Origin of the sequence: Rhodococcus sp. ACPA4 (assembly GCF_002300185.1) — a bacterium.
In the GTDB taxonomy this organism is placed as follows: Bacteria; Actinomycetota; Actinomycetes; order Mycobacteriales; family Mycobacteriaceae; genus Rhodococcus_F; species Rhodococcus_F globerula.
Genome location: NZ_NSDY01000001.1, coordinates 2329642 through 2354206, shown reverse-complemented (window position 1 = coordinate 2354206; position 24565 = coordinate 2329642). Strand labels below are relative to the sequence as shown.

Annotated in this window: 8 protein-coding genes (1 of these 8 cut by a window edge); all 8 read left to right on the top strand. The window is 62.7% G+C overall.

Annotated features, from left to right (window positions below; all coding sequences use genetic code 11):
* The first annotated feature begins 94 nt into the window (after positions 1–94).
* Positions 95–1684, top strand: coding sequence for a carboxyl transferase domain-containing protein (locus tag CJ178_RS10620; protein ID WP_045070858.1), 1590 nt, complete (start codon positions 95–97; stop codon positions 1682–1684).
* 5 nt (positions 1685–1689) lie between these two features.
* Entirely contained in the window at positions 1690–3729 is a 2040-nt protein-coding gene (locus CJ178_RS10615; RefSeq protein WP_095887926.1) for an acetyl-CoA carboxylase biotin carboxylase subunit, read from the top strand.
* A complete protein-coding gene (locus CJ178_RS10610; protein WP_033236942.1) occupies positions 3729–4892 on the top strand; it encodes an acyl-CoA dehydrogenase family protein in 1164 nt (387 codons plus the stop codon). The genes CJ178_RS10615 and CJ178_RS10610 overlap by 1 nt, the downstream gene beginning before the upstream one ends.
* Positions 4893–4903: 11 nt before the next feature.
* On the top strand, positions 4904–5398 hold the full coding sequence (locus CJ178_RS10605) for a MaoC family dehydratase (RefSeq protein ID WP_033236966.1): 495 nt from the start codon (positions 4904–4906) through the stop codon (positions 5396–5398).
* Positions 5395–6213 carry an HpcH/HpaI aldolase/citrate lyase family protein gene (locus CJ178_RS10600; RefSeq protein WP_033236941.1) on the top strand — a complete coding sequence of 273 codons (819 nt, stop codon included), beginning with the start codon at positions 5395–5397 and terminating at the stop codon, positions 6211–6213. Before CJ178_RS10605 ends, CJ178_RS10600 begins: the two co-directional genes overlap by 4 nt.
* Positions 6214–6225: 12 nt before the next feature.
* Positions 6226–6981, top strand: coding sequence for a CoA transferase subunit A (locus CJ178_RS10595; protein ID WP_033236940.1), 756 nt, complete (start codon positions 6226–6228; stop codon positions 6979–6981).
* Positions 6978–7628 carry a 3-oxoacid CoA-transferase subunit B gene (locus CJ178_RS10590; RefSeq protein ID WP_033236939.1) on the top strand — a complete coding sequence of 217 codons (651 nt, stop codon included), beginning with the start codon at positions 6978–6980 and terminating at the stop codon, positions 7626–7628. The genes CJ178_RS10595 and CJ178_RS10590 overlap by 4 nt, the downstream gene beginning before the upstream one ends.
* 495 nt (positions 7629–8123) lie before the next feature.
* A protein-coding gene (locus tag CJ178_RS10585; RefSeq protein ID WP_143547505.1) for a non-ribosomal peptide synthase/polyketide synthase crosses the window boundary here: on the top strand, positions 8124–24565 show its 5' portion. The gene runs 12163 nt beyond the window's last position; only the first 16442 of its 28605 coding nucleotides appear in the window; the start codon lies at positions 8124–8126; the stop codon falls past the right edge of the window.

Below are 24565 nucleotides of genomic sequence, written 5' to 3'. Positions count from 1 at the left end.
TTGATCTTTCTTCGCGTGTGACCTGGACAACTCAGTTAATCATAGTTAATCTAGTTTCAGTTATCGAGCATTAACTCATGGCGAAGGCGGCGGGATGACTCCCAGTGGAATCACGCAAGGGTCGGGATACCGATCCGATCACACCGTTCTGGTGGATGAACTGAAGAAGAAACTGGCTCAAGCCGCCCTCGGCGGCAACCAGAAATCGAGGGATCGGCACGTCAGTCGAGGGAAACTGCTTCCCAGAGATCGGGTGGATTCACTGCTCGACCCGGGCAGTCCCTTCCTGGAGCTGTCCCCGCTGGCCGCAAACGGCCTGTACGACGACGAGTGCCCCGGTGCCGGCGTGATCACGGGAATCGGCCGGGTGTCGGGGCGCGAATGTGTCATCGTGGCCAACGACGCAACGGTCAAGGGTGGCACGTACTACCCGATGACGGTGAAGAAGCATCTGCGCGCGCAGGAAGTGGCGTTGCAGAACAACCTTCCTTGCATCTACCTGGTCGACTCCGGCGGCGCCTTCCTGCCGCGTCAGGACGAAGTCTTTCCGGACCGTGAACACTTCGGCCGGATCTTCTACAACCAGGCGACTATGAGCGCCAAGGGGATTCCCCAGATCGCTGCAGTTCTCGGTTCGTGCACCGCCGGCGGCGCCTACGTACCGGCAATGAGCGACGAGGCAGTCATCGTTCGTAATCAGGGCACCATCTTCCTCGGCGGACCGCCGCTGGTGAAGGCTGCGACCGGCGAGATCGTGACAGCCGAGGAGCTTGGCGGCGGCGACCTGCACTCCAAGGTTTCGGGCGTCACCGACCATCTTGCCGAGGACGACCGCGACGCACTTCGGATCGTGCGCAACATCATTGCCACACTTGGCCCCCGCTCCGAGCGCCCCTGGGACGTGATCTCGACAGTTCCGCCCGTCGCCGACCAGAGCGAACTCTACGACGTCGTCCCGACTGATCCCCGTACGCCGTACGACGTTCACGAGGTGATCACCAAGCTCGTTGACGGTGGCGCGTTCCAGGAGTTCAAGGCTGAATACGGCAAGACGCTGGTTACCGGGTTCGCCCACATCGAGGGCCACCCGGTTGGAATCATCGCCAACAACGGCGTGCTCTTCGGTGAATCAGCCATGAAGGGCGCACATTTCATCGAACTGTGCGACAAGCGCAGTGTTCCGCTGTTGTTCCTGCAGAACATCGCCGGCTTCATGGTGGGACGCGATTACGAGGCCGGCGGCATCGCCAAGCACGGCGCCAAGATGGTCACGGCCGTCGCGTGTGCGCGGGTTCCGAAGCTGACGGTGGTCATCGGTGGTTCGTACGGCGCGGGCAACTACTCCATGTGTGGACGCGCGTATTCGCCTCGGTTCCTGTGGATGTGGCCCAACGCGCGCATCTCGGTCATGGGCGGCGAGCAGGCCGCGTCGGTGCTCTCGACGGTTCGCAGCGAACAGCTCGACAGTGCGGGTAACCCGTGGTCGGCTGACGACGAAGAAGCGTTCAAGGCGCCGATCCGTGAGCAGTACGAGGCGCAGGGTAATCCGTACTACTCCACTGCTCGACTCTGGGACGACGGCGTGATCGACCCGGCAGATACCAGAACTGTTCTCGGCCTGGCTCTCTCGGTGTGTGCAAACGCGCCGATCGAGCCGGTCTCCTACGGCGTCTTCAGGATGTGAGAGAGATGACTGAGCTTCGCACCATAGATACCGTCCTCGTTGCCAACCGTGGTGAGATCGCTGTTCGTGTGATTCGCACGTTGCGCGAGTTGGGAATTCGCAGCGTTGCCGTCTACAGCGACGCCGACGCCAATGCGCGCCACGTCCGAGAAGCCGATACTGCCGTCAACATCGGGCCTGCTCCGGCGCGCGAGAGCTACCTCGTCATCGACAAGGTGATCGACGCCGCCAAGGCCACCGGTGCCCAGGGTATTCACCCGGGTTACGGCTTCCTGTCGGAGAATTCGGCTTTCTCGGCAGCCTGCGCCGCGGCCGGGATCGCGTTCCTCGGGCCAAACGAGCGTGCCATCGAGGTGATGGGCGACAAGATCACCGCAAAGAACGCGGTGGCGGCATTCGACGTCCCGGTGGTTCCGGGTATCGCTCGCCCGAATCTGACCGACGAAGAACTGATCGCGGCAGCTGAGGACATCGGTTACCCGGTACTCGTCAAGCCTTCGGCAGGCGGCGGCGGTAAGGGTATGCGGTTGGTCGAAGATCCGGCCAATCTGGCGGAAGCGCTGCGCAGCGCTCGCCGCGAGGCCGCGTCGTCGTTCGGTGACGACACGCTGTTCCTCGAACGATTTGTCCTGCGGCCCCGGCACATCGAGGTCCAGGTTCTCGCCGATCAGCACGGCAACGTCGTTCACCTCGGTGAGCGTGAGTGCAGCCTGCAACGGCGTCACCAGAAGGTCATCGAAGAGGCGCCGTCACCCCTGCTGGATCAGGTGACGCGCGACCGCATCGGCGCAGCAGCCTGCAATACCGCTCGCAGCGTCGACTACACCGGTGCCGGCACCGTCGAGTTCATCGTTTCGGCCGACAAGCCGGACGAGTTCTTCTTCATGGAGATGAACACCCGACTGCAGGTCGAGCACCCGGTCACCGAAATGGTCACCGGACTCGACCTGGTCGAGTGGCAGGTACGCGTCGCGGCCGGGGAGAAGCTGGCTTTCGAGCAGAGCGACATCACATTGACCGGGCACGCCATCGAAGCCCGCGTGTACGCCGAAGATCCGGGTCGCGGATTCCTGCCGACCGGTGGCAGCGTCGTCGGTCTCGTCGAGCCGTCGGGATCGGGCGTACGCGTCGATTCGGGCCTGCTCGAGGGAACCGTCGTCGGCAGCGACTACGACCCGATGCTCAGCAAGGTCATCGCACACGCTTCCGACCGCGCCGGTGCTTTGCGCAAGCTCGATCGTGCGCTCGGCGACACCGCGGTTCTCGGCGTGGTCACCAACATCGAATTTGCACGCTTCCTCCTTGCCGATCCGGATGTGATCGCGGGCAACCTCGACACCGGCCTGCTCGATCGTCGGGTTGAAGACTTTGTCGCGGCAGACGCCACGGACGAGGTCCTCATTGCCGCTGCGGCCTATCGCTGGCTGGCACGGTGGACGACTGCAGCATCGGTAGACCCTTGGGACGTTCCCAGCGGATGGCGCGTGGGGACTCCGGCTCCGACCAGCATCCGCCTGTCGGCCGGAACCCGGATTGCGCATGTGTCGATAGTCGGGACTCCCACAGACGCAAAGGTCGAGGTCGAAGGTTCGCAGCCGCAGGCTTTCAGTGCCGGCTTGACGGGATCGGAACTGGCTGTGGTGATCGACGGGCGTCGGCGCACGTTTGTCGTGGCCGAGACCGAGGGTGGGCTGTGGCTGGCCGGCGGCGGAACCTGGCATGTCCGCGAAGTTGCCGAGGTCAGCGTTCGAGGCGACGACGCGCACGCCGGTGATGCCGAAATCGCAAGTCCGATGCCGGGTGCGGTGATCGCGGTCAACGTCGAGAACGGCGCAGCCGTGTCGGCGGGGCAGTCACTGGTGGTCGTCGAGGCCATGAAGATGGAGCACTCGCTGACCTCGCCGATCGACGGAACCGTGGAAGTGCTTGTCCGTCAGGGCGATCAGGTGATGGTGGATCAGATTCTGGCCCGCGTCGTACCCACCGCCGAAGCAGACACTGCAGAAGAAGACACCGAGAACACGACTCAGAAGGAAGAAGCCTGATGTCCGATTACCTTGCCACCGGAGCGCTTCCGGACGAGTACCAGCAGTTGGCCAAGACCGTTGCGGACTTCGCCAAGACAGTTGTGGCGCCGGTTGCCGCCGAGCACGACGCCAATCACACCTTCCCGTACGAGGTTGTTGCCGGGATGGCGGAGATGGGCCTGTTCGGTCTGCCGTTCCCCGAGGAGTACGGCGGAATGGGCGGCGACTACTTTGCCCTGTGCCTCGCGCTCGAGGAATTGGGCAAGGTGGATCAGAGTGTCGCGATCACTCTCGAAGCCGGAGTGTCCCTCGGCGCCATGCCGATCTACCGATTTGGCAACGACGCGCAGAAGGAAGAGTGGCTGCCGCAGCTCACCAGCGGAAAGTCGCTTGCCGCCTTCGGATTGACCGAGCCTGGCGCCGGTAGCGACGCCGGTGGAACCAAGACCACCGCCAAGTTCGACAGCGGCGAGTGGATCATCAACGGCAACAAGCAGTTCATCACCAACTCGGGCACCGACATCACGAAGCTCGTGACGGTCACCGCGGTTACGGGTGTCAAGGACGGCGGCAAGAAGGAAATCTCGACGATTCTCGTGCCGACCACGACGCCGGGATTCACGGCTGAGCCTGCTTACAACAAGGTCGGCTGGAATGCCTCCGACACCCACCCGCTCACGTTCGCGGATGTCCGTGTCCCCGAAGAGAACCTGCTCGGTGAGCGTGGCCGCGGCTACGCGAACTTCCTGCGCATTCTCGACGAAGGTCGCATCGCCATTTCGGCGTTGAGCGTCGGTGCCGCCCAGGGTTGCGTCGACGAGTCGATCAAGTACGCGAAGGAACGCGAGGCATTCGGACGCCCCATCGGTCAGAACCAGGCCATCGCGTTCAAGATCGCGCGCATGGAAGCTCGCGCCCACGTGGCCCGCACCGCGTACTACGACGCGGCCGCACTGATGCTGTCCGGCAAGCCGTTCAAGAAGCAGGCATCCATCGCCAAGCTCATCTCCTCCGAAGCTGCCATGGACAACGCCCGCGACGCCACCCAGATCCACGGCGGATACGGATTCATGAACGAATACGCAGTCGCGCGGCACTACCGTGACAGTAAGATTCTGGAGATCGGCGAAGGCACTACCGAGGTGCAGTTGATGCTCATCGCACGTGAGGCGGGGTTGTGACGAACTCTCAGATGAACAACGCAGAGACCAAGAAGATCACTCAGCGCGGACTCTGGTTCGAGGAGTTCGAACTTGGCGCAATCTACGAACACCGCCCAGGCCGCACGGTCACCGAGGCCGACAACGTACTGTTCACGACGTTGACAATGAACACGCAGGCACTGCATCTCGACGCCGCGTACAGCGAGGACACACAGTTCGGTGTGCGCCTGGTCAATTCGATGTTCACGCTGTCGACGATCGTGGGACTTTCGGTTGCACAATTGACGCAGGGAACCATCGTGGCAAATCTCGGGTTCTCGGACATCAGTTTCCCGAAGCCGCTCTTCCACGGCGATACCCTGTATGCGGAGACGTTGATCGCCGACAAGCGTGAATCGAAGAGCCGCCCGGGTGAAGGCATCGTGACGTTGGTCCACACCGGTCGTAATCAGCACGGCGACGTCGTGGCCGTGGCAACTCGTAAAACGTTGGTGCAGTTGAGGCCGCAAGGAGAATCGTCGTGACGTGGATTCCGCCGGGGCCGGCGTGGTTGTTCTGCCCGGCAGATCGCCCGGAGCGCTATGCAAAAGCTGCGGCGGCAGCCGACGTTGTCATTCTCGACCTCGAGGACGGCGTTGCCGCTGACGACAAGGAGGCAGCGCGCACCGCGCTGATCGACACACCGCTCGACCCGGAACGCACGGTGGTGCGCGTCAATCCCGTCGGCACTCGCGAGCACGAACTCGACCTGCTTGCCCTCGACGGCACGCATTACACGCGTTTGATGCTCTCCAAGTGCGAATCGGCCGACGACGTTCTCTCGCTGGCCCCCGCCGAGGTCGTTGCGTTGGTCGAGTCGCCGCTCGGCGCACTGGCCGTGCAGGAAATCGCTCTGGCGGCCAACACCATCGGCGTGATGTGGGGCGCTGAGGACCTGATCGCCGGTCTCGGAGGCAATGCCAGTCGTCATCAGGACGGTTCGTACCGCGACGTTGCGAGGCACGTTCGCTCGAATACCTTGCTGGCAGCGAAGAGCTACGGCCGACTGGCTGTCGATTCCGTGTACCTCGACATCAAGGACCTGGTCGGACTTGGCGTCGAATCCGCCGACGCCGTTGCCGTCGGGTTCGACGTCAAGGTTGCGATTCACCCCAGCCAGGTTGATGTCATCCGCGCAGCGTTCGCGCCGTCGGAGTCGGAAATCGACTGGGCACAAAGGGTTCTTGCGGCAGTGGCCCATGAACGTGGTGTGTTTGCCTTCGAAGGCAAGATGGTGGACGCGCCCGTTCTGCGTCACGCCGAGAAACTGCTGCATCGCGCCGGTATCCTCCCCGAGTAAGGAGAACAACGCATGAGCAAAGTTGTGAGTTCGGCACTCGACGCGGTTGCCGACATCGCCAGCGGGTCCACTCTGGCCGTCGGTGGGTTCGGACTGTGCGGAATTCCCGACGCCTTGATCGCGGCTATCGCCGAGGGTACCGCCACCGATCTGGAAGTGTTCTCCAACAACTGTGGTGTCGACGATTACGGTCTCGGAATTCTCCTGAGTGCTCATCGCATTGCCCGGGTGACGGCGTCGTACGTGGGGGAGAACAAAGAGTTTGCACGCCAGTACCTTTCGGGTGAGCTCGAAGTGGAGCTGACGCCGCAGGGGACTCTGGCAGAGCGTCTGCGTGCGGGCGGCGCCGGCATCCCGGCGTTCTACACGCCGGCCGGCGTGGGCACGCCCATCGAAGAGGGCGGGTTGCCCTGGCGTTACAACTCCGACGGATCCATTGCCGTCGCTTCTCCGCCCAAGGCGACCGCCGTTTTCGGGGATCGCCGCTATGTGTTGGAAGAATCGATTACCGCGGATTTTGCATTGGTGCATGCCGACTACGGCGATACCGAAGGCAACCTCGTCTTCAACAAGACCGCGATGAACTTCAATCCTCTTGCCGCAATGGCTGGTCGGATCACCATCGCACAGGTGGAACATCTGGTCGAGCCCGGCGAAATCGACCCGGCACACGTTCACCTTCCCGGTGTGTTCGTCCAGCGGGTCGTACATACGGGTGTGCAAGACAAGAGGATCGAGAAGCGAACCGTCTCAGGAGGCACCAAGTGACCAGTTCGGAGGAAACTCGTGTCGGTTGGACTCGCCACGAGATGGCCGCACGTGCGGCTGCGGAGATGCGGCCGGGCGAATACGTCAATTTGGGAATCGGACTGCCGACACTGATCCCGAGCTATCTTCCTGAGGGCGTGAGGGTCGTACTGCACAGCGAGAACGGCATCCTTGGCACCGGGCCGTACCCGACCGAGGATCAGGTCGACGCCGACCTCATCAACGCGGGCAAGGAAACCGTCACCGTCAATCCAGGCGCCGCGTTCTTCGACTCTGCACTGTCCTTCGGCATGATTCGTGGCGGCCACATCGATACTGCCGTTCTCGGTGGCATGCAGGTGTCGAGTACCGGTGATCTCGCCAACTGGATGGTGCCCGGCAAGATGGTCAAGGGCATGGGCGGCGCGATGGATCTTGTCCACGGCGCTCGCCGCGTGATCGTGGTGATGGAGCATACCGACCGGGAGGGAAACCCGAAGATCCTCGAGCGGTGCACTTTGCCGTTGACGGGCCAAGGTGTGGTACATCGCATCATCACCGATCTGGCCGTGCTGGATGTCACACCGGAGGGCATTGCGCTGGTGGAGCTGGCACCGGGCGTCAGCGCTGAGTATCTGCAGAATGTGACGGGCGTTACGCTCGTGTGAATGAGTTGTGAGGTACGGAGAAACGCGTCGGCGCATAGTCGGCGCGTTTCTTCGTGAGTAGGACCCGACCGAAGTCCGAACCGGCTGACGGCGGTCGATTTGTCTGGATAAAAAGGCCCGTGAACAGCGCGATTCCTCGCGAATTGCCGAGCCTGTACATTTATCGGGCGGTTACGCGGGGATTCGCGCGCGCGATAGGCCCGTGCGCGGAACTGCTTCGATCGTGCCCGTCGGAACGGTAGTGAGGGAGGGGGTTGTCCGCTGCGATTGTCGGATCCTGAGACGAGCCTTCGCGGTGGGCGAATTGTGGCTTGTTGCTGTAACGAACCTTCACTTCAAACTCGATATGTCTGGGTGTGGCTTTGTCATGCCTGCGGCCCATCGGAGATGATGGATCGTTCTGGCTCATTGAGGGTAGATGAGATCGGTACAAGTTGTGGCGGCGAGATGTGCGTCACAGCGTGTGCGTAATGGTGTGGAAGAGAGGCTGTGGGCGTGAAGTCGCTGGGAAACGGAAAACTGGAGAGCGGTAAGTCGGAGGTCGGCAGCTCGCCGGAAGAAGTTCAGCGATCTGGCGCATTCCCACTCTCGGCCGCACAGCTCGGTATGTGGTTCGCGCAGCACCTCGATCCCAGCGTCCCCGTCAACATCGCGCAGTACGTCGAACTTCGTGGCGCGTTGCAGCTGAACGTGCTCCGGGCGGCGTGCGCCGACGCCGGCCGCGAAATCGGTTCGGCCTTCGTTCGGATCATCGAAGTCGATGCACAGCCTTTCCAGATCATCGACGACACCCTTGACGACTCGGTCGGCTATGTCGACGTCCGCAGTGAGGCCGACCCCCACGACGCGGCAATGCGGTGGATGCGCGCAGACCGAAGCCGTCCCGTGGACATGCTCGAAGACCGGTTGATCTCGGCAACCATCCTGCGCCTCGAACAGGACCGCTACTACTGGTACACCCGGGTCCATCACACGATCCTCGACGGTTTCGGCGCGTCCACATTTGTCACTCGAGTCGCCGAGTTGTACTCGGCCCGCGTCGAAGGCCGTGAGCCCACGCCCAACGAGGCATCCGACCTGCGCGACGTGTACGAGGTCGACAACACCTACCGCAATTCCCATCGGTTCGACACCGACCGCACTTTCTGGGCCGAGAAGATCGCCGACCTCGACGAGATTTCGAGCCTGGCCGGTCGCAGCGCCCCGCCGACGCCGGTCAGCCGCATCAACAGTGCGGCGCTGTCCAACCATGTGGAAGCGTTGCTCGCGCGATTCCTCGAACGCGTCGAGAAGACGACGGTCGCCGGCACTGTGGTCGCAGCGTTTGCCGCGTACCTGGCCCAGATGACCGGAAGCGAGGACGTGTCGCTGTCGCTGCCCGTCTCGGGCCGCACCACGGCAGTGCTCCGCCGATCCGGCGGAATGGTGTCCAACGTGGTGCCATTGCGCTTGAGGATCACCTCGACGACAACCGTCCAGGAACTTCTCGACGCTGTTGGCAGTGAGATGTCGGGCGCCCTGCGCCATCAGCGATACCGGCACGAAGACATGGTCCGCGACGGTGACGGACCAGGTCAGGGCGGATTCTTCGGCCCGTGGATCAACATCATGATGTTCTCCACCGAACTTGCCTTCGGGCCACTGGTCGGTGAATTACACATCCTGTCAACGGGTTTGATCGAAGACCTCGGTGTCAACCTGTACCAGAGCGTCGGCGACACCCGGACGCACATCGACTTCGAGTCGAATCCCAACCTCTATTCGGCGTCGGTCGCCGAGCGTAACCACTCGCGCTTTGTCGAGTTCCTCGAAAAGTTCATCTCCGCCGAAACATCTCGCCGAGTGTGGGACCTGCCCATTGCGTCCGAAGAGGAGCGCAAGAAAGTCGCGCTCTGGAATCGCACCGGGTACCACGTACTTTCGCAGTCCATCACCGAGCCGTTCGAGCGTCAGGTCGATCGAACCCCGGACGCCACCGCGCTGATCTTCGAGGGGAGCTCACTCACCTACGCGGAGTTCGACGCGAAGGTCAACGGCCTCGCTCGCAAGCTCATCGACATGGGTGTTGGTCCGGAATCCCTTGTGGGATTGGCTATTCGGCGTTCCCTCGACCTCATGGTCGGACTGTATGCGATTGCAAAGGCCGGCGGCGCTTGGGTGCCGGTCGATCCAGACCATCCGGCAGATCGAACGGCGTACATCCTCGATTCCGCACGGCCGGTGTGTGTTCTGACCACCGCTCGGGATCAGGTGGACCTGCCGCTCGGAACCCGAGTTCTCGAAATCGACCAACTCGACGACGCGGAACTCGACACCAGTCCAGTCACGGATTCGGATCGGGTGTCGCCCCTGCGGTATTCGAATACGGCCTATGTCATCTACACGTCGGGTTCGACCGGTCGCCCGAAGGGCGTTGCGGTCACACATGCGGCGATCAACAACCAGCTCCAGTGGATGAACTCCGAGTACCACCTCGGCGCATCGGACGTATACCTGCAGAAGACAGCTACTACGTTCGACGTGTCTCTGTGGGGATTCTTCATGCCATTGCGGGTCGGTGCGACCCTCGTGGTCGCGACCCCCGACGGCCATCGTGACCCGATGTACGTGGCTGCCAAGATTGCCGAGCATCGTGTCACCGTCACGGACTTCGTCCCGTCGATGCTCACCTTGTTCACCGCGAATGCCCCTGCCGGGTCATGTGATTCACTGCGCCACGTCTTTGTCATCGGTGAGGCATTGCCGCCCGAGACGGCTACGGCCTTCCGTGAACTGTGCAGCGCGGATCTGCACAACCTGTACGGCCCCACCGAAGCTGCGGTCTCGGTAACCTACTACGAGGCGCGCAGGTCCGACACTACGTCGGTCCCGATCGGCTTGCCGCAGTGGAATACTCAGGCCTACGTGCTCGATTCGCACCTCCGCGCAACGCCGATCGGCCAGCCGGGCGAGCTGTACCTCGCCGGAGTGCAGTTGGCCCGCGGATACGTCGGTCGACCTGACCTCAGCTCCGATCGTTTTGTGGCAAACCCCTACGGTCCCGCCGGGGAACGGATGTACCGAACCGGCGACCTCGTGCGTCGACGTGACGACGGAAACCTCGACTACATCGGACGCACCGACTTCCAGGTGAAGTTCCGCGGCCAGCGCATCGAGCTCGGCGAGATCGAGACCGTGCTGCTCGCGCATCCCGACGTCTCGCAGGCCGTCGTGTTGGTGGTGCAGACACCGACCGGCGACCAGTTGGTCGGCTACATCGTGCCGGGTCCTGGCCGTTCCGTTGATTCGGCTGCTTTGAGCGAATTTGCGGGTCGAAGCCTGCCTTCGTACATGGTTCCGGCTGCACTGATGGTCTTGGAAGCGTTGCCGCTCAACACCAGTGGCAAGCTTGATCGCGCAGCGCTCCCGGAACCTGTCTTCGCCAGCGCCAAGCAGTACCGGGAACCGCGCACCGATACCGAGCGAGTTGTCGCCGACGTCTTTGCCGACGTCCTCGGTGTGGAGCAAGTCGGTCTCGACGACGATTTCTTCGAGCTCGGTGGAAACTCCTTGGTGGCAACACAAGTGGTCACCAGAGTGGGCTCCGCGATGGGTGTCCAACTCGGTGTGCGCGAGCTCTTCGAATCGACCACAGTGGCGACGCTTGCCGCGCGGGCCGAATTGCTGGCGGGAAATGTTCGGCCGCTGGCGCCACTCGTCGCAAAGCCGCGTCCCGACGTCATTCCGGTGTCCTTGGCGCAGCAGCGAATGTGGTTCCTCAACAAGCTCGACCCGTCGACGCCGGTTTACAACCTTCCGTTCACGGTGCGATTGACCGGCGCTGTCGATCCCGCGGCCTTGCACGCCTCGGTGATGGATCTTCTCGAGCGGCACGAGTCGCTCCGCACGCTCTATCCCGACACCGACGGCACCGCGCAGCAGGTGATTCTGCCGATCGACCAGGTGTCCATCGATCTCACTCCGCGGCGAATCTCCAAGCGTGAGGTGCAGGCCGCCGCTGTCGAGATCGCCGGACGCGGATTCGACGTGGCAACCGAGATCCAGTTGCGCGTCACGTTGTTCGAGGTCACAGCCACCGATTTTGTCCTTGTCATGGTGTTGCACCACATCGCAGCAGACGGCTTGTCGTTCCGTCCGCTGGCCCGTGATCTCCTGGTCGCGTACTCCGCACGTAGCGAGCACACCGCACCGGCCTGGACGCCGCTGCCCGTGCAGTACGCGGATTATGCGCTCTGGCAACGCGCCGCCCTGGGATCCGAAGATGATCCTTCGTCGGAGTCTGCACGTCAGATCGCCTTCTGGCGTGAGTCACTCGCTGGGCTTCCCGACCAGCTGGATCTGCCGACCGACCGCCCCCGCCCGGCCGTTGCCTCCAATCGCGGTGCCAAGCACCACTTCCACATCAGTGAGCGCACGACGCGCAAATTGAACGCGTTGGCACGTTCGAAGAACGCGTCGCTCTTCATGGTCCTGCAAACGGCGTATGCGGCGCTGCTCAGCCGACTCAGCGGTACCTCGGATATTGCCGTCGGCGCTCCCGTCGGCGGTCGAAGCGACGAAGCGCTGAGCGATGTCATCGGTATGTTCGTGAATACCTTGGTGTTGCGGACCGAGGTAGACGCAGGCGAAACGTTCGAAGACTTGCTTGCCCGGGTGCGCGAGTCGGGACTGAGCGCCTACGGACACGCGGACGTGCCGTTCGAGCGTCTTGTCGAGGTCCTGAATCCGGCGCGGTCCCAGTCGCGTCATCCGTTGTTCCAGGTCGCGTTGACCGCCGAGATCAGTGGACGTCGCCAGTTGCAGTTCTCGGGGATCACTGCGGTCGCCACCGAACTGGAAGTTCCGGTCGCCAAGTTCGATCTCGAGCTGATGGTGTCGGAAAATCCTGAAGGAAGCGATGATTCAGATGTCCTGGACGCTACCTTCACCTATGCCACGGATCTGTTCGATGCATCGACCGTAGCTACGTTCGCCACTCGCTTCGTCCGGATTCTCGACGCGGTCACGGCTCGGCCGGCGACCACGGTCGGAGATCTCGAACTGCTCTCGCCGACTGAATTCGTCGACCTCACTTATGTCGCGTCCGACGACGCGATGCCGCGAGCGAGCCTGGCCGACATCCTCACTGCAGGTACGGCTGATCCGGAATCGGTCGCAGTGCGATTCGAGGGACGTTCGGTTACCTACCGTGAGCTCGACGAGCAGTCGTCACGGTTGGCCCGGGCGCTCATTGCACGTGATATCGGTCCGGAAACCACTGTTGCGCTGGCATTTCCACGGTCTTATGACATGGTTCGCGCGGTGTGGGCAGTGGCAAAGACCGGCGCCGCCTACGTTCCGGTAGATCCGAACTACCCGGACGACCGTGTTCGCCACATGCTGTCGGATTCCGCGGCACGAATCGGTTTGACGTCATCGGAGTTCCTGGGACAGCTGCCTGCCGCCACCGAATGGTGGGCACTGGACGATCCGTCCACCGTGAACCTCGTCGACGCCCAATCGGGTGCCACGGTCGTCGATTCCGAACGAACCACGCCGCTGCGCGACGAACATGTTGCGTACCTGATCTACACCTCCGGTTCTACCGGAAAGCCCAAGGGTGTCAGCGTTACCCACGGCGGGCTCCGTGGTGTTCGTGATGCCGCGCAGCGTCGGTACGGGGTCGACGAGGAGTCCCGGTTCCTGCACATCTGTTCACCGAGTTTCGATCCGTCGGTTCTCGAATGGATGGTGGCATTCTCCGCCGGCGCCACCCTTGTCATCGTTCCACCGGCGATCATCGGTGGCCCCGAACTGACCACACTGTTGCGCGACGAGCATGTCACCCACGCGATCATCACGCCCGCAGTGCTCGGCACGATGGACGCAGCCGAGCTGCCGGAGTTGGCCGTAGTCTCTGTCGGCGGCGACGTGACCACACCGGAACTGCTGGCAACGTGGGCACCGGGACGCGAGTACTTCAACGGTTACGGTCCTACCGAAACCACCATCATTTCGTCGTACGGGCACCTCACGGCAGGTCTGCCAATCGACATCGGCCGCCCCGTCGAGGGAATGTCGGCGCTTGTCCTCGATGAGCGACTTCACCCCGTCCCGGTCGGCACCAGGGGTGAACTCTATTTTGCGGGTGCGGCATTGGCCCGTGGGTACCACGATCGCTACGCGCTGACATCGGAGCGGTTTGTCGCCAACCCGTACTCGTCGGACGGCTCCCGGATGTACCGCACCGGCGACGTCGTGCGGTGGACCGGCACTTCTCGCGAGGGTGAGCAGGGCGTCCTGGAGTACATGGGCCGCAGCGACTTCCAGGTCAAGGTGCGTGGTTTCCGCATCGAACTCGGCGAGATCGACGCCGCGCTGACAGCACACGAGGACGTTCGTTTCGCCGTGACTCTGGGCCGTGAAGGCATCGCGGGAGTCATGGCCCTGGTCTCTTATGTCCAACTCGAAGGCGATGCGAGTTTCGACGCCGAACGCCTCGCGGGTTTTGTCGGTGAATCCCTGCCGAGTTACATGGTTCCGTCGGTCATCATGGCCTTGGACGAGGTTCCGCTGACTCCGGTCGGAAAGCTCGACCGGGACGCGCTGCCGGAGCCGGTGTTCGAGGTGCGTGAATTCCGCGCGCCCACAACGCCGGTCGAGGAAATCGTCGCACAGATCATTGCCGATGTTCTCGGGGTGGAACGAGTCGGACTCGATGACGACTTCTTTGCTCTCGGTGGCAACTCGCTCGTCGCCACGCAGGTCACCTCGCGCTTGGGCGCTGCACTCGACACCACGGTGCCGGTCCGCACATTGTTCGACGTGTCGAGCGTCGAGGCACTCGCCGCACGGGTGGAGACACACGCGGGCAGCGGTGGGCGCACCGCACTCGTCGCGCAGCCGCGTCCGAGCAGCATTCCGTTGTCGCTCGCCCAGCAGCGCATGTGGTTCCTCAACCGCTACGACACGGCGTCTGCGGCGTACAACATCACCTTCGCGCTTCACTTGAGTGGAAATCTCGACGTCGCCGCGATGGAAGCAGCGTTCGAGGACGTGCTGGCTCGGCACGAGGTTCTTCGCACGGTGTACCCGGATGCCGAATCCGGTCCGGTGCAGTCGATTCTCGACGTCGACAATGTGTTCCAGGGTCTCGATGTGGTGTCCGTCGACACCGGTGAACTCGACGACGCCATTGCCGCAGTCGGTTCGACAGCACTCGACATCACCGTTGACGTGCCGATCCGCGTGCGTCTGTTGACGTTGAGTGACACCGAGCACGTGCTGGCGATCATGGTTCACCACATTGCCGCAGACGGGTGGTCGATGGCGCCGCTGGGCCGCGACCTGATGATTGCGTACTCGGCTCGCAAGGACGGGATTGTTCCTCAGTGGCAACCGCTTTCGGTGCAGTACGCCGACTACGCGCTGTGGCAGCGTGCGGTCCTGGGTTCCGAAGACGACGCATCGTCACTGATGTCCCAGCAGATCTCGTTCTGGAGCGAGACGCTCGCGGGTCTGCCTGACCGGATCGAACTGCCCGCCGACCGGGCTCGACCCGATGTGGCGTCGATGCGCGGCGAACGATTCGCCTTCGACATCGCGCCCGAGTTGCATGTTCGCCTCGATTCACTTGCACGGGAGCACAATGCAACGCTGTTCATGGCGCTGCATGCCGCACTTGCGCTGCTGCTCGCCCGCCTGAGTGGGACATCGGACATCTCGGTGGGTACTCCGGTCGCCGGCCGCGGCGAGGCAGCGCTCGACGATCTGGTCGGCATGTTCGTCAACACTCTGGTCCTGCGCACCGAGGTCGACACGTCGGCTCCGTTCACGGAACTGCTTGCGGCGTCGAGCGATGCCGCGCTCAGCGCATTTGCCCATGCGGACGTCCCGTTCGAGCGGTTGGTCGACGTCCTGGCTCCCGCCAGGTCCCAGGCCAGGCATCCGCTCTTCCAGGTTGTTCTCTCGTTGCAGAATCTGGCGCAGACCGAGCTGGAACTTCCCGGCCTGGCAGTCAAGGCTGCCGAGATCGACACGACAACAGCGAAGTTCGATCTCGAACTGTCGGTATCCGAGTCCATCGGAGTGCACGGCGAACTTCAGGGAATAGCCGCGGAGTTCACCTACGCTGCTGATTTGTTCGACAGCGGCACCGTCGAGGGCTTTGCTCGCCGACTGGTGCGCATTCTGGAATCCGTGGTCGCTGCCCCCGCAGTCGCTGTGGGCGACATCAATATTCTCGAGTCTTCTGAGCGGCTCGAGCTGACCGATGTGCGCGGCGCACAGGGTATTTCGGGAACACTGGCCGGAATTCTCACCGATGCCGCAGCCGTGAACCCGGACGCGCAAGCTATCAGTTACGCCGGTGAAACGATCACCTACCGTGAGCTCGACGAGCGCTCGTCCCAGGTGGCTCGTGTCTTGATCGGCCGCGGTGTCGGCGCCGAAGATCGAGTGGCCATTGCCATTCCGCGATCGGCAGATTCCGTGCTCGCGCTGTGGGCGGTAGCCAAGACCGGCGCCGCCTTTGTGCCGGTAGACCCCACCTACCCGGTTGATCGCATCACGCACATGGTCTCGGATTCCGGTGCCACAGTCGGTCTCACGACGGAAGAGTTCGTGTCAGCGCTTCCCGCCGGATCCAACTGGATCACGCTCGAAGACGCTGTCATGGCCGCGGAGTCCGGCGCACCGATTCGCGCCGAGGAGCTGCGGGGCGTCGTCCGCGCGGAAAACGCGGCATACGTCATCTACACCTCCGGTACCACCGGGCTGCCCAAGGGCGTTGTCGTCGACAACGCCGGAGTGGCGAATTTCTGTGCCGTACAGGTCGAACGTTACGAGTTGACCGCAGACGCACGGACCTTGCACTTCGCGTCTCCGAGCTTCGACGCGTCGGTGTTGGAACTGCTCATGGCATTTGGCGCCGCATCGACCATGGTGATCGCGCCGACCACCGTCTACGGCGGCGCCGAACTGGCAGAAATCCTGAACTCCGAGGCTGTGACGCACGCCTTCATCACGCCCGCCGCTTTGGCGTCGGTGGACCCGGCCGGCCTCGACGCCCTTCGCGTTGTTGTCGTCGGTGGCGAGGCAAGCCCGCGCGCTCTGGTCGCCAAGTGGGCCGTACCGCTGCCGGACGGCTCCGTACGCGGCTTCTTCAACGCATACGGTCCCACCGAATCCACAGTTGCCAGCAATATCAGTGACACGCTGACCGCATTCGACCGGATGAACATCGGTGGACCGGTTCGCGGAATGTCCGCTCGCATCCTCGACGACCGGATGCAGCCGGTCCCGGTCGGTGTTGCAGGAGAGCTCTACGTGTCGGGCATCCAGGTCGCCAGGGGATACCTGGGTCAGCCCGCTCTGACGGCAAGTCGATTTGTTGCCGACCCGTTCGGCGACGCCGGTGATCGGCTGTACCGCACCGGCGACGTCGTCCGCTGGATCGACGGCCGCACAGTGGAGTACGTGGGCCGCAGCGACTTCCAGGTGAAGATTCGTGGATTCCGCATCGAGCTGGGCGAGATCGAAGCAGCACTGTCTCGTTGCGAGGGAGTTGCACAGGCTGTTGCAGTAGTCCACACCGACGAAGAATTCGGTGATCGACTTGTCGGTTACGTGGTTCCCGATGCCGGGGCTGCCATTGAACCTGCCGCAGTGATCGATTCCGTCTCGAAATTCCTCACCGGGTACATGGTTCCCGACACAGTCCTGGTGCTCGATTCCATTCCGTTGACCACGGCAGGCAAGACCGACACCAAGGCGCTCCCGGCGCCGGCCTTCGCGGCCAAGGCGTATGTCGCGCCGGTCACCGCAGCTGAATCGATCGTGGCCCAGGTGTTCTCCGAGGTATTGGGTGTTTCGCCGGTCGGCCGTGACGACGACTTCTTCAACCTCGGCGGCAACTCTCTGATTGCAACTCGGGTTGCCGCAAGGCTGGGCGAGGCCCTCGACACCACGGTACCGGTGCGGGCGCTGTTCGAGGCGTCGACCGTACAAGCCCTTTCTGCTCGGCTCGAAGTCCATGCAGGCTCCGGCGCGGTTGCGCCGCTCGTTCCGCAGACCCGGCCGGAGCGGATCCCGTTGTCGCTTGCGCAGCAACGCATGTGGTTCCTGAACCGTCTCGAACCGGAATCCGCGGTCAACAACATTCCCGTCGCGATTCGTATCGACGGCGATCTGGACGTGGTGGCGCTGAGCGCCGCTCTGCTCGATGTGATCGATCGGCACGAGGTACTGCGGACCGTCTACCCGGACATCGACGGCGTCGGATATCAGGAGATCCTGCCGATTGCCGACGTTGCACTCGACTTGGTACCCCAGCCGTTGACGGCTGCCGAATTGCCTACTGCCGTGACGACGTCCGCGATGGCGGGTTTCGATGTGACAGCAGATATTCCGTTGCGGGCAGCGCTGTATCGCGTCGACGAGGCTGATTACGTACTTCTGTTCGTCGTCCACCACATCTCCACCGACGGCTTCTCCATGGGACCTCTCACCCGTGACGTCATGGTCGCTTACGAGGCACGCACTCGCGGCGGCGCTCCCTCGTGGACACCGCTGCCGGTCCAGTACGCGGACTACACGCTGTGGCAGCGCGACGTACTCGGTTCCGAAGACGATCCGCAGTCCACGATGGCACGCCAGATCGAATTCTGGACCGCTACGCTCGCCGATGCTCCGGTACAGCTCGAACTACCCACGGATCGTCCACGACCGGCGCAGGCCTCGGGTCGAGGACATGCGTATACCTTCGACATCGACGCGGCGACTCATCGCGGAATGTCCGAGCTGGGCCGTGCAAACGGCGCATCGTTGTTCATGGTCGTGCACGCGGTATTCGCGTCGCTCTTCGCTCGATTGGCGGCTACGGACGACGTCACGATCGGTACTCCGGTCGCCGGTCGCGGAGACGCCGCGCTCGACGATGTTGTCGGTATGTTCGTCAACACCCTCGTGCTTCGCACCGAGGTCGGTTCCGGCGTTGCATTCGAGGACTTCCTGGCTCAGGTGCGCGGTACCGATCTGGCCGCATTCGCGCACGCGGATGTGCCCTTCGAGCGGTTGGTCGAGGTGCTCGATCCCGAGCGGTCGAGGTCACGTAATCCGTTGTTTCAGGTGATGTTGGCTTTCCAGAACCTGGATCGTGTCGACTTCACGCTGGGCGGGCTCGAGGTCACGACCTTCGAACCGGAGTCGGAGAGCGCAAAATTCGACTTGTCGATTACGGTCACCGAACCGGTCGGCGCGACGATTGGCGATGCCGGGCTGCACGTGCAGATGGTCTACGCGACTGACCTGTTCGATGAAGCCACGATTGCCGCGACAGCGACACAGTTCGTCACATTGGCACAGGCGCTTGTTGCCGATCCGAGTCTGGTGCCGAGCGATGTCGACATTGTCGACGACGTGGAACGCAGCGTGCTGTCAGATGTGTCGGCCGGGTTGACGGTGCCGACGGACAACAAGACCTTGGTCGATGTACTCGATCGGGGAGTGGCGGGTTCATCGACTGACCTTGCAGTAGTCAGCGGCGATCTCACTCTCACCTACGCCGAATTCGATGCGCGCGTAAACCGTTTGGCGCGTCAACTGATTGATGTCGGCGTCGGCCCCGATTCGCGAGTCGCGCTCGTGATGCGCCGCTCGATCCATCAGGTGATCGGCGTGTACGCGGTACTCCGTGCCGGTGCGGCCTATGTTCCCGTTGATCCCGAGCAGCCGGCCGAACGCAATCAGTACATCGTGGAGTCGGCAGCGCCGGTCTGCGTGCTGACCACGGATTCCGAACGCGGTGACGTCCCCGCAGGGTGGCCGGTACTTGGTATCGACACCCTTGACCTGCAGAGTTACTCGCCGGCGCAGATCCGTGACGACGAGCGCCGTGCCCCGCTGCGCCCGGACAACATGGCATACGTGCTGTTCACGTCCGGATCGACGGGACGTCCGAAGGGCGTCGGAGTCACACACGCGGCCGTTGTCAACCAGTTGTCGTGGATGCAGGCCACTTACGGCCTTACTCCTTCAGACGTGGTGCTGTACAAGACACCCGCAACCTTCGACGCTTCGGTGTGGGAGCTGTTCTGGCCCTTGATGGTCGGTGCTCGAATGGTGATTGCGGAGGCCGGCGGTCACCGTGATCCCGCATACCTGAGCAGTATCATTGCAGGTGAATCAGTGACGGTGGCTCAGTTCGTGCCATCGGTGCTTGCAGCAATGGCCGACGAGTTCGAGACTGCGGCGCCCACTTCCTTGCGTGCGACGTTTGCGGGCGGCGAGCAGTTGAACAGCGCTCTCGCGGCCCGCTTCCGCGCGCTGACCGGTAGTGATGTCCACAACCTGTACGGACCGACCGAAACGACGATCCAGGTCACGAGCCATCGCAGTTCGGATCTCGACGGCGATGTTGTGCCCCTCGGTGGCCCGGCGTGGAACACCGGATTGTGGGTGCTCGACTCCAGAATGCTTCAAGTACCACTCGGTGTTACCGGTGAGTTGTACGTATCCGGCTCTCAGTTGGCCCGGGGATACTTCGGTGACGTCGTTCGCACTGCGGAGCGCTTTGTTGCGCATCCGTTCTCGGAAGCCGGCGAGCGCCTGTACCGGACCGGTGACCTCGTCCGCTGGACGCGCTCGGGTTCACTCGAATTTGTCGGACGTTCCGACTTCCAGGTGAAATTGCGTGGCCAGAGAATCGAACTCGGTGAGATCGAAACACTGCTCGCGGCACAAGACGTTGTGTCCCTGGCTGCGGTCGCGGTCATCGAGGACACGCTGGTCGCGTATGTGGAGCCGGCCAGCGGTGCCGTGATCGATGAGACGGAACTGCGCCGGCGCCTCGCCGACTCTTTGCCCGGCTACATGGTTCCGGCAGTCTTCATGGTGCTGGGCGCCCTGCCGCTCAACGCCAACGGCAAGGTGGATCGGCGAGCATTGCCGGTGCCCGCGTTCGAGGCAGCAGTGTTCCGGGCTCCGGTCAGTTCTGTGGAACAGGCTGTGGCGCAGGTATTCTCCGATGTTCTAGGAATCGAACAGGTCGGCCTGGATGACGATTTCTTTGCGCTCGGCGGTAACTCGCTGATCGCGACACGGGTGATGTCTCGTCTGGGGCAGGCGCTCGAAACCAAGATTCCGGTCCGGGTGCTGTTCGACGCGTCGACAGTGGAAGAACTTGCCGCGCGCATCGAAACACACGTCGGTGGCGACGGCACACGAGCATTGACCGCGCAGGTGCGTCCGGCGCAGGTGCCGTTGTCGCTGGCGCAGCAGCGTATGTGGTTCCTCAACCGCTTCGATACCGCGTCGGCCGTCAACAACATTCCTGTTGCAGTGCGTCTCACCGGCAACCTGGATTCAGGTGCGCTTCACTCGGCGATTACCGATGTCATTGCGCGTCATGAGGTTCTGCGTACGCTGTATCCGGAAACCGACGGTGTCGGCTACCAGGAGATCCTCTCGCCGGAGGATGCCTCGATCGAATTCGAGACCGTACGCATTGCCGAGGGCGACCTTCAAGCGGAGCTCTATGCATTCTTCGTCGAGGGATTCGACGTCACTGTCGAGGTTCCGTTGCGGGCCAGGCTCTTCCAGCTCGCCGACAACGAATTCGTGTTGTCCTTCGTGGTGCATCACATCTCCACCGACGGTTTCTCGATGGGCCCGTTGACCCGCGATGTGATGACCGCGTACTACGCGCGCTCACAGGGACAGACCCCGACGTGGGCTCCGCTGCCGGTGCAGTACGCCGACTACGCGTTGTGGCAGCGCGAGGTCCTCGGCTCCGAGGACGAGCCGACGTCCGTCATCGCGCAGCAGATCAACTATTGGTCCGACGCCCTGGCTGATCTGCCCGAGCAATTGGACCTGCCGAGTGATCGCACCCGCCCCGAGATCGCAACGGGACAAGGAGCGAACCACGCCTTTGTAATCGACCCGCAGTTGTGGGCCGATGTGGAAGCAACAGGTCAGGCGGCGGGCGCAACTCCGTTCATGGTCGTCCACTCGGCACTGGCCGTGCTACTGGCACGGTTGTCCGCGACAACCGACATCGCAATCGGCGCTCCTGTCGCAGGTCGCGGTGAAGCGCAGCTCGACGATCTGATCGGCATGTTCGTCAACACTTTGGTGCTGCGCACCGAGGTTGATCCGTCGATGTCGTTCGCGGATCTGTTGGCTTCTGCGCGTGAGGTTGATCTGCAGGCGTTTGCGCATGCCGATGTTCCGTTCGAGCGGATCGTCGAAGCGCTCGATCCGGTGCGCTCGCAGGCACACCACCCGCTGTTCCAGGTGGCATTGACCTTCCAGAACCTTGGCGAGAGTGCTCTCGAACTGCCCGGACTCACCGCCGCTGCTGTGGAATTCGACGCAGCACTGGCCAAGTTCGATCTGCAGTTCACTCTTGAAGACGCTGCTGACGCCGGTATGTCCGGCACCCTGACTTACGCGACGGACCTGTTCGACGCGTCGACAGCGGCCGAGTTCGCTGATCGATTCGTGTCCGTCCTCCGTGGCGTTGTCGCGGACCCGACTGCCGCCGTGGGCGACGTGGATGTTCTGACTTCAGGTGAGTTGGATCGTGTTCTGGCGTGGAGTGACAATGGTATCGACAGCGGTGTGGAGTCGACGTTGCCGGCGTGGTTCGATCGTGCTGCTGCGGAGTTCGGTGATCGGATCGCGGTGCGGTTCGGTGATGAGTCGTTGACGTATGCGGAGCTGTCGGTTCGGTCGAATCGGTTGGCGCGCAGGTTGATTGCGTTGGGCTGTGGTCCGGAGACGTTGGTGGCGGTGGCGTTGCCGCGGTCGGCTGATCTTGTGGTGGCGTTGTTGGCGGTAGTGCAGTCCGGTGCGGGGTATCTGCCGGTGGATCCGTCGTATCCGAGTGACCGTATCGAGTTCATGCTCGCCGATGCTGCTCCGGTGTGCGCGATTTCGTGGTCCGGGCGTGAGTTGGTGTTGCCTGCTGGTCTGCCGGTGGTCGATATCGACGCGGTGGATCTGACCGAGTTCGATGGTTCGGTGGTGGCGGATGCTGATCGTGTGTCGCCGTTGCGTATCTCGAATGTTGCGTATGTGATTTACACGTCGGGTTCGACGGGTCGCCCGAAGGGTGTGCAGGTTCCGCACATCACGGTGGCGAAGTTGTTTGCGAATACCGAGAGTGTGTACGGGTTCGACGAGTCGGATGTGTGGACGATGTTCCACAGTTATGCGTTCGACTTCTCGGTGTGGGAGTTGTGGGGTCCGTTGCTCTACGGCGGCACGTTGGTGGTTGTGGATTATGTGACGTCGCGGTCGCCGGAGCAGTTCCTGGAGTTGCTTGCTGCTGAGCGGGTGACGGTGCTCAATCAGACGCCGTCGGCGTTCTATCAGTTAGCCGAGGCTGACCGGTTGGCGTCGGAATCCGGACAGGCCGCCGAGTTGTCGTTGCGGTGGGTTGTTTTCGGTGGCGAGGCGCTCGAGCTTCGACGCTTGTCGGACTGGTACGGCCGCCGCGGTGACAGCGCGCCGACGTTGGTGAACATGTACGGCATCACGGAGACGACGGTGCATGTGAGCCATCGCGTGCTGGACGCTGCGATGGCGGCGGATGCGTCGGCGAGTGTGGTGGGTCAGGCTATTTCGGGTCTGCAGGTGTTTGTGCTGGATACGCGTTTGGCTCCGGTGCCCGTCGGTGTTGCGGGTGAGATGTATGTCTCGGGTGTGCAGTTGGCTCGCGGTTATCTGGGTCAGCAGGGGTTGACGTCGACTCGGTTTGTGGCGAGTCCTTTTGCTGCTGGTGAGGTGTTGTACCGCACGGGTGACGTGGCTTCGTGGAACAGCGCTGGTGATCTGGAGTATCTGGGTCGCGCTGATGATCAGGTGAAGATCCGTGGTTTCCGGATCGAGATCGGTGAGATCGAGTCTGCGGTGTTGGCGGCTGTGTCGGTGGCGCAGACGGCGGTGGTTGTTCGTGAGGATTCTCCGGGTGATCAGCGGTTGGTGGCGTATGTGGTTCCGGCTGCGGGTGTGAGCGTTTCGGTCGACGATCTTCGGGTGTCGGTGGGTTCGTTGTTGCCGGAGTACATGGTGCCGTCGGCGTTTGTGGTGTTGGATGCGATTCCGTTGACGGTGAACGGGAAGTTGGATCGTCGGGCGTTGCCGGCTCCGTCGTTGCAGGTTGCGGTGTTCCGGGCTCCGACGTCGGTGGTGGAAGAGGTTGTGGCGCAGACGTTTGCGGACGTTCTGGGCATTGCGCGTGTCGGTTTGGATGACGATTTCTTTGCGCTCGGCGGTAATTCGCTGATCGCGACGCAGGTGACGTCGCGGTTGGGTCAGGCGCTGGATGCTGCGGTGTCGGTGCGGGAGTTGTTCGAGGCGTCGACGGTGGAGGGTTTGGCCGCTCGCCTCGGTTCTCATGTCGGTGGTGGTTCGCGTGCGGCGCTGACTGCGCAGGATCGTCCGGCGCAGGTACCGCTGTCGTTTGCGCAGCAGCGCATGTGGTTCTTGAATCAATTGGACCGCGAGTCGGCAGCCAACAACATTCCGATGGCGATCACGCTTACCGGCGAGTTGGATGAGGCGGCGTTGTACGACGCTGTCATGGACGTAGTGAAGCGTCACGAGGTCCTGCGCACGGTCTACCCCGAGGTCGACGGAATCGGCTACCAACGGATCCTGCCCGCGGCGGCAGTTCCGGTGAATCTGGCTCCCGTTCAACTCGAAGCATCCGACATCGTCGCGGCGGTGACGGAGTTCGTCTCATCAGGTTTTGACGTCACGGCTGAGGTTCCATTGCGGGCCAAGCTCTTCCAGCTTGCCGAGGACTCGTTTGTACTGGCGATAGTGATTCACCACATCTCCACCGACGGTTTCTCGATGGGCCCGTTGATCCGCGACGTGATGACCGCGTACTACGCCCGCTCACAGGGTCAGACCCCGACGTGGGCGCCGTTGCCGGTGCAGTATGCCGA

Bases quoted from the DNA above. Each gene is read 5' to 3' on its own strand.
- CJ178_RS10605 (WP_033236966.1), top strand. From the start codon at position 4,904: ATGAACAACGCAGAGACCAAGAAGATCACTCAGCGCGGACTCTGGTTC.
- CJ178_RS10620 (WP_045070858.1), top strand. From the start codon at position 95: ATGACTCCCAGTGGAATCACGCAAGGGTCGGGATACCGATCCGATCAC.
- CJ178_RS10615 (WP_095887926.1), top strand. From the start codon at position 1,690: ATGACTGAGCTTCGCACCATAGATACCGTCCTCGTTGCCAACCGTGGT.
- CJ178_RS10610 (WP_033236942.1), top strand. From the start codon at position 3,729: ATGTCCGATTACCTTGCCACCGGAGCGCTTCCGGACGAGTACCAGCAG.
- CJ178_RS10595 (WP_033236940.1), top strand. From the start codon at position 6,226: ATGAGCAAAGTTGTGAGTTCGGCACTCGACGCGGTTGCCGACATCGCC.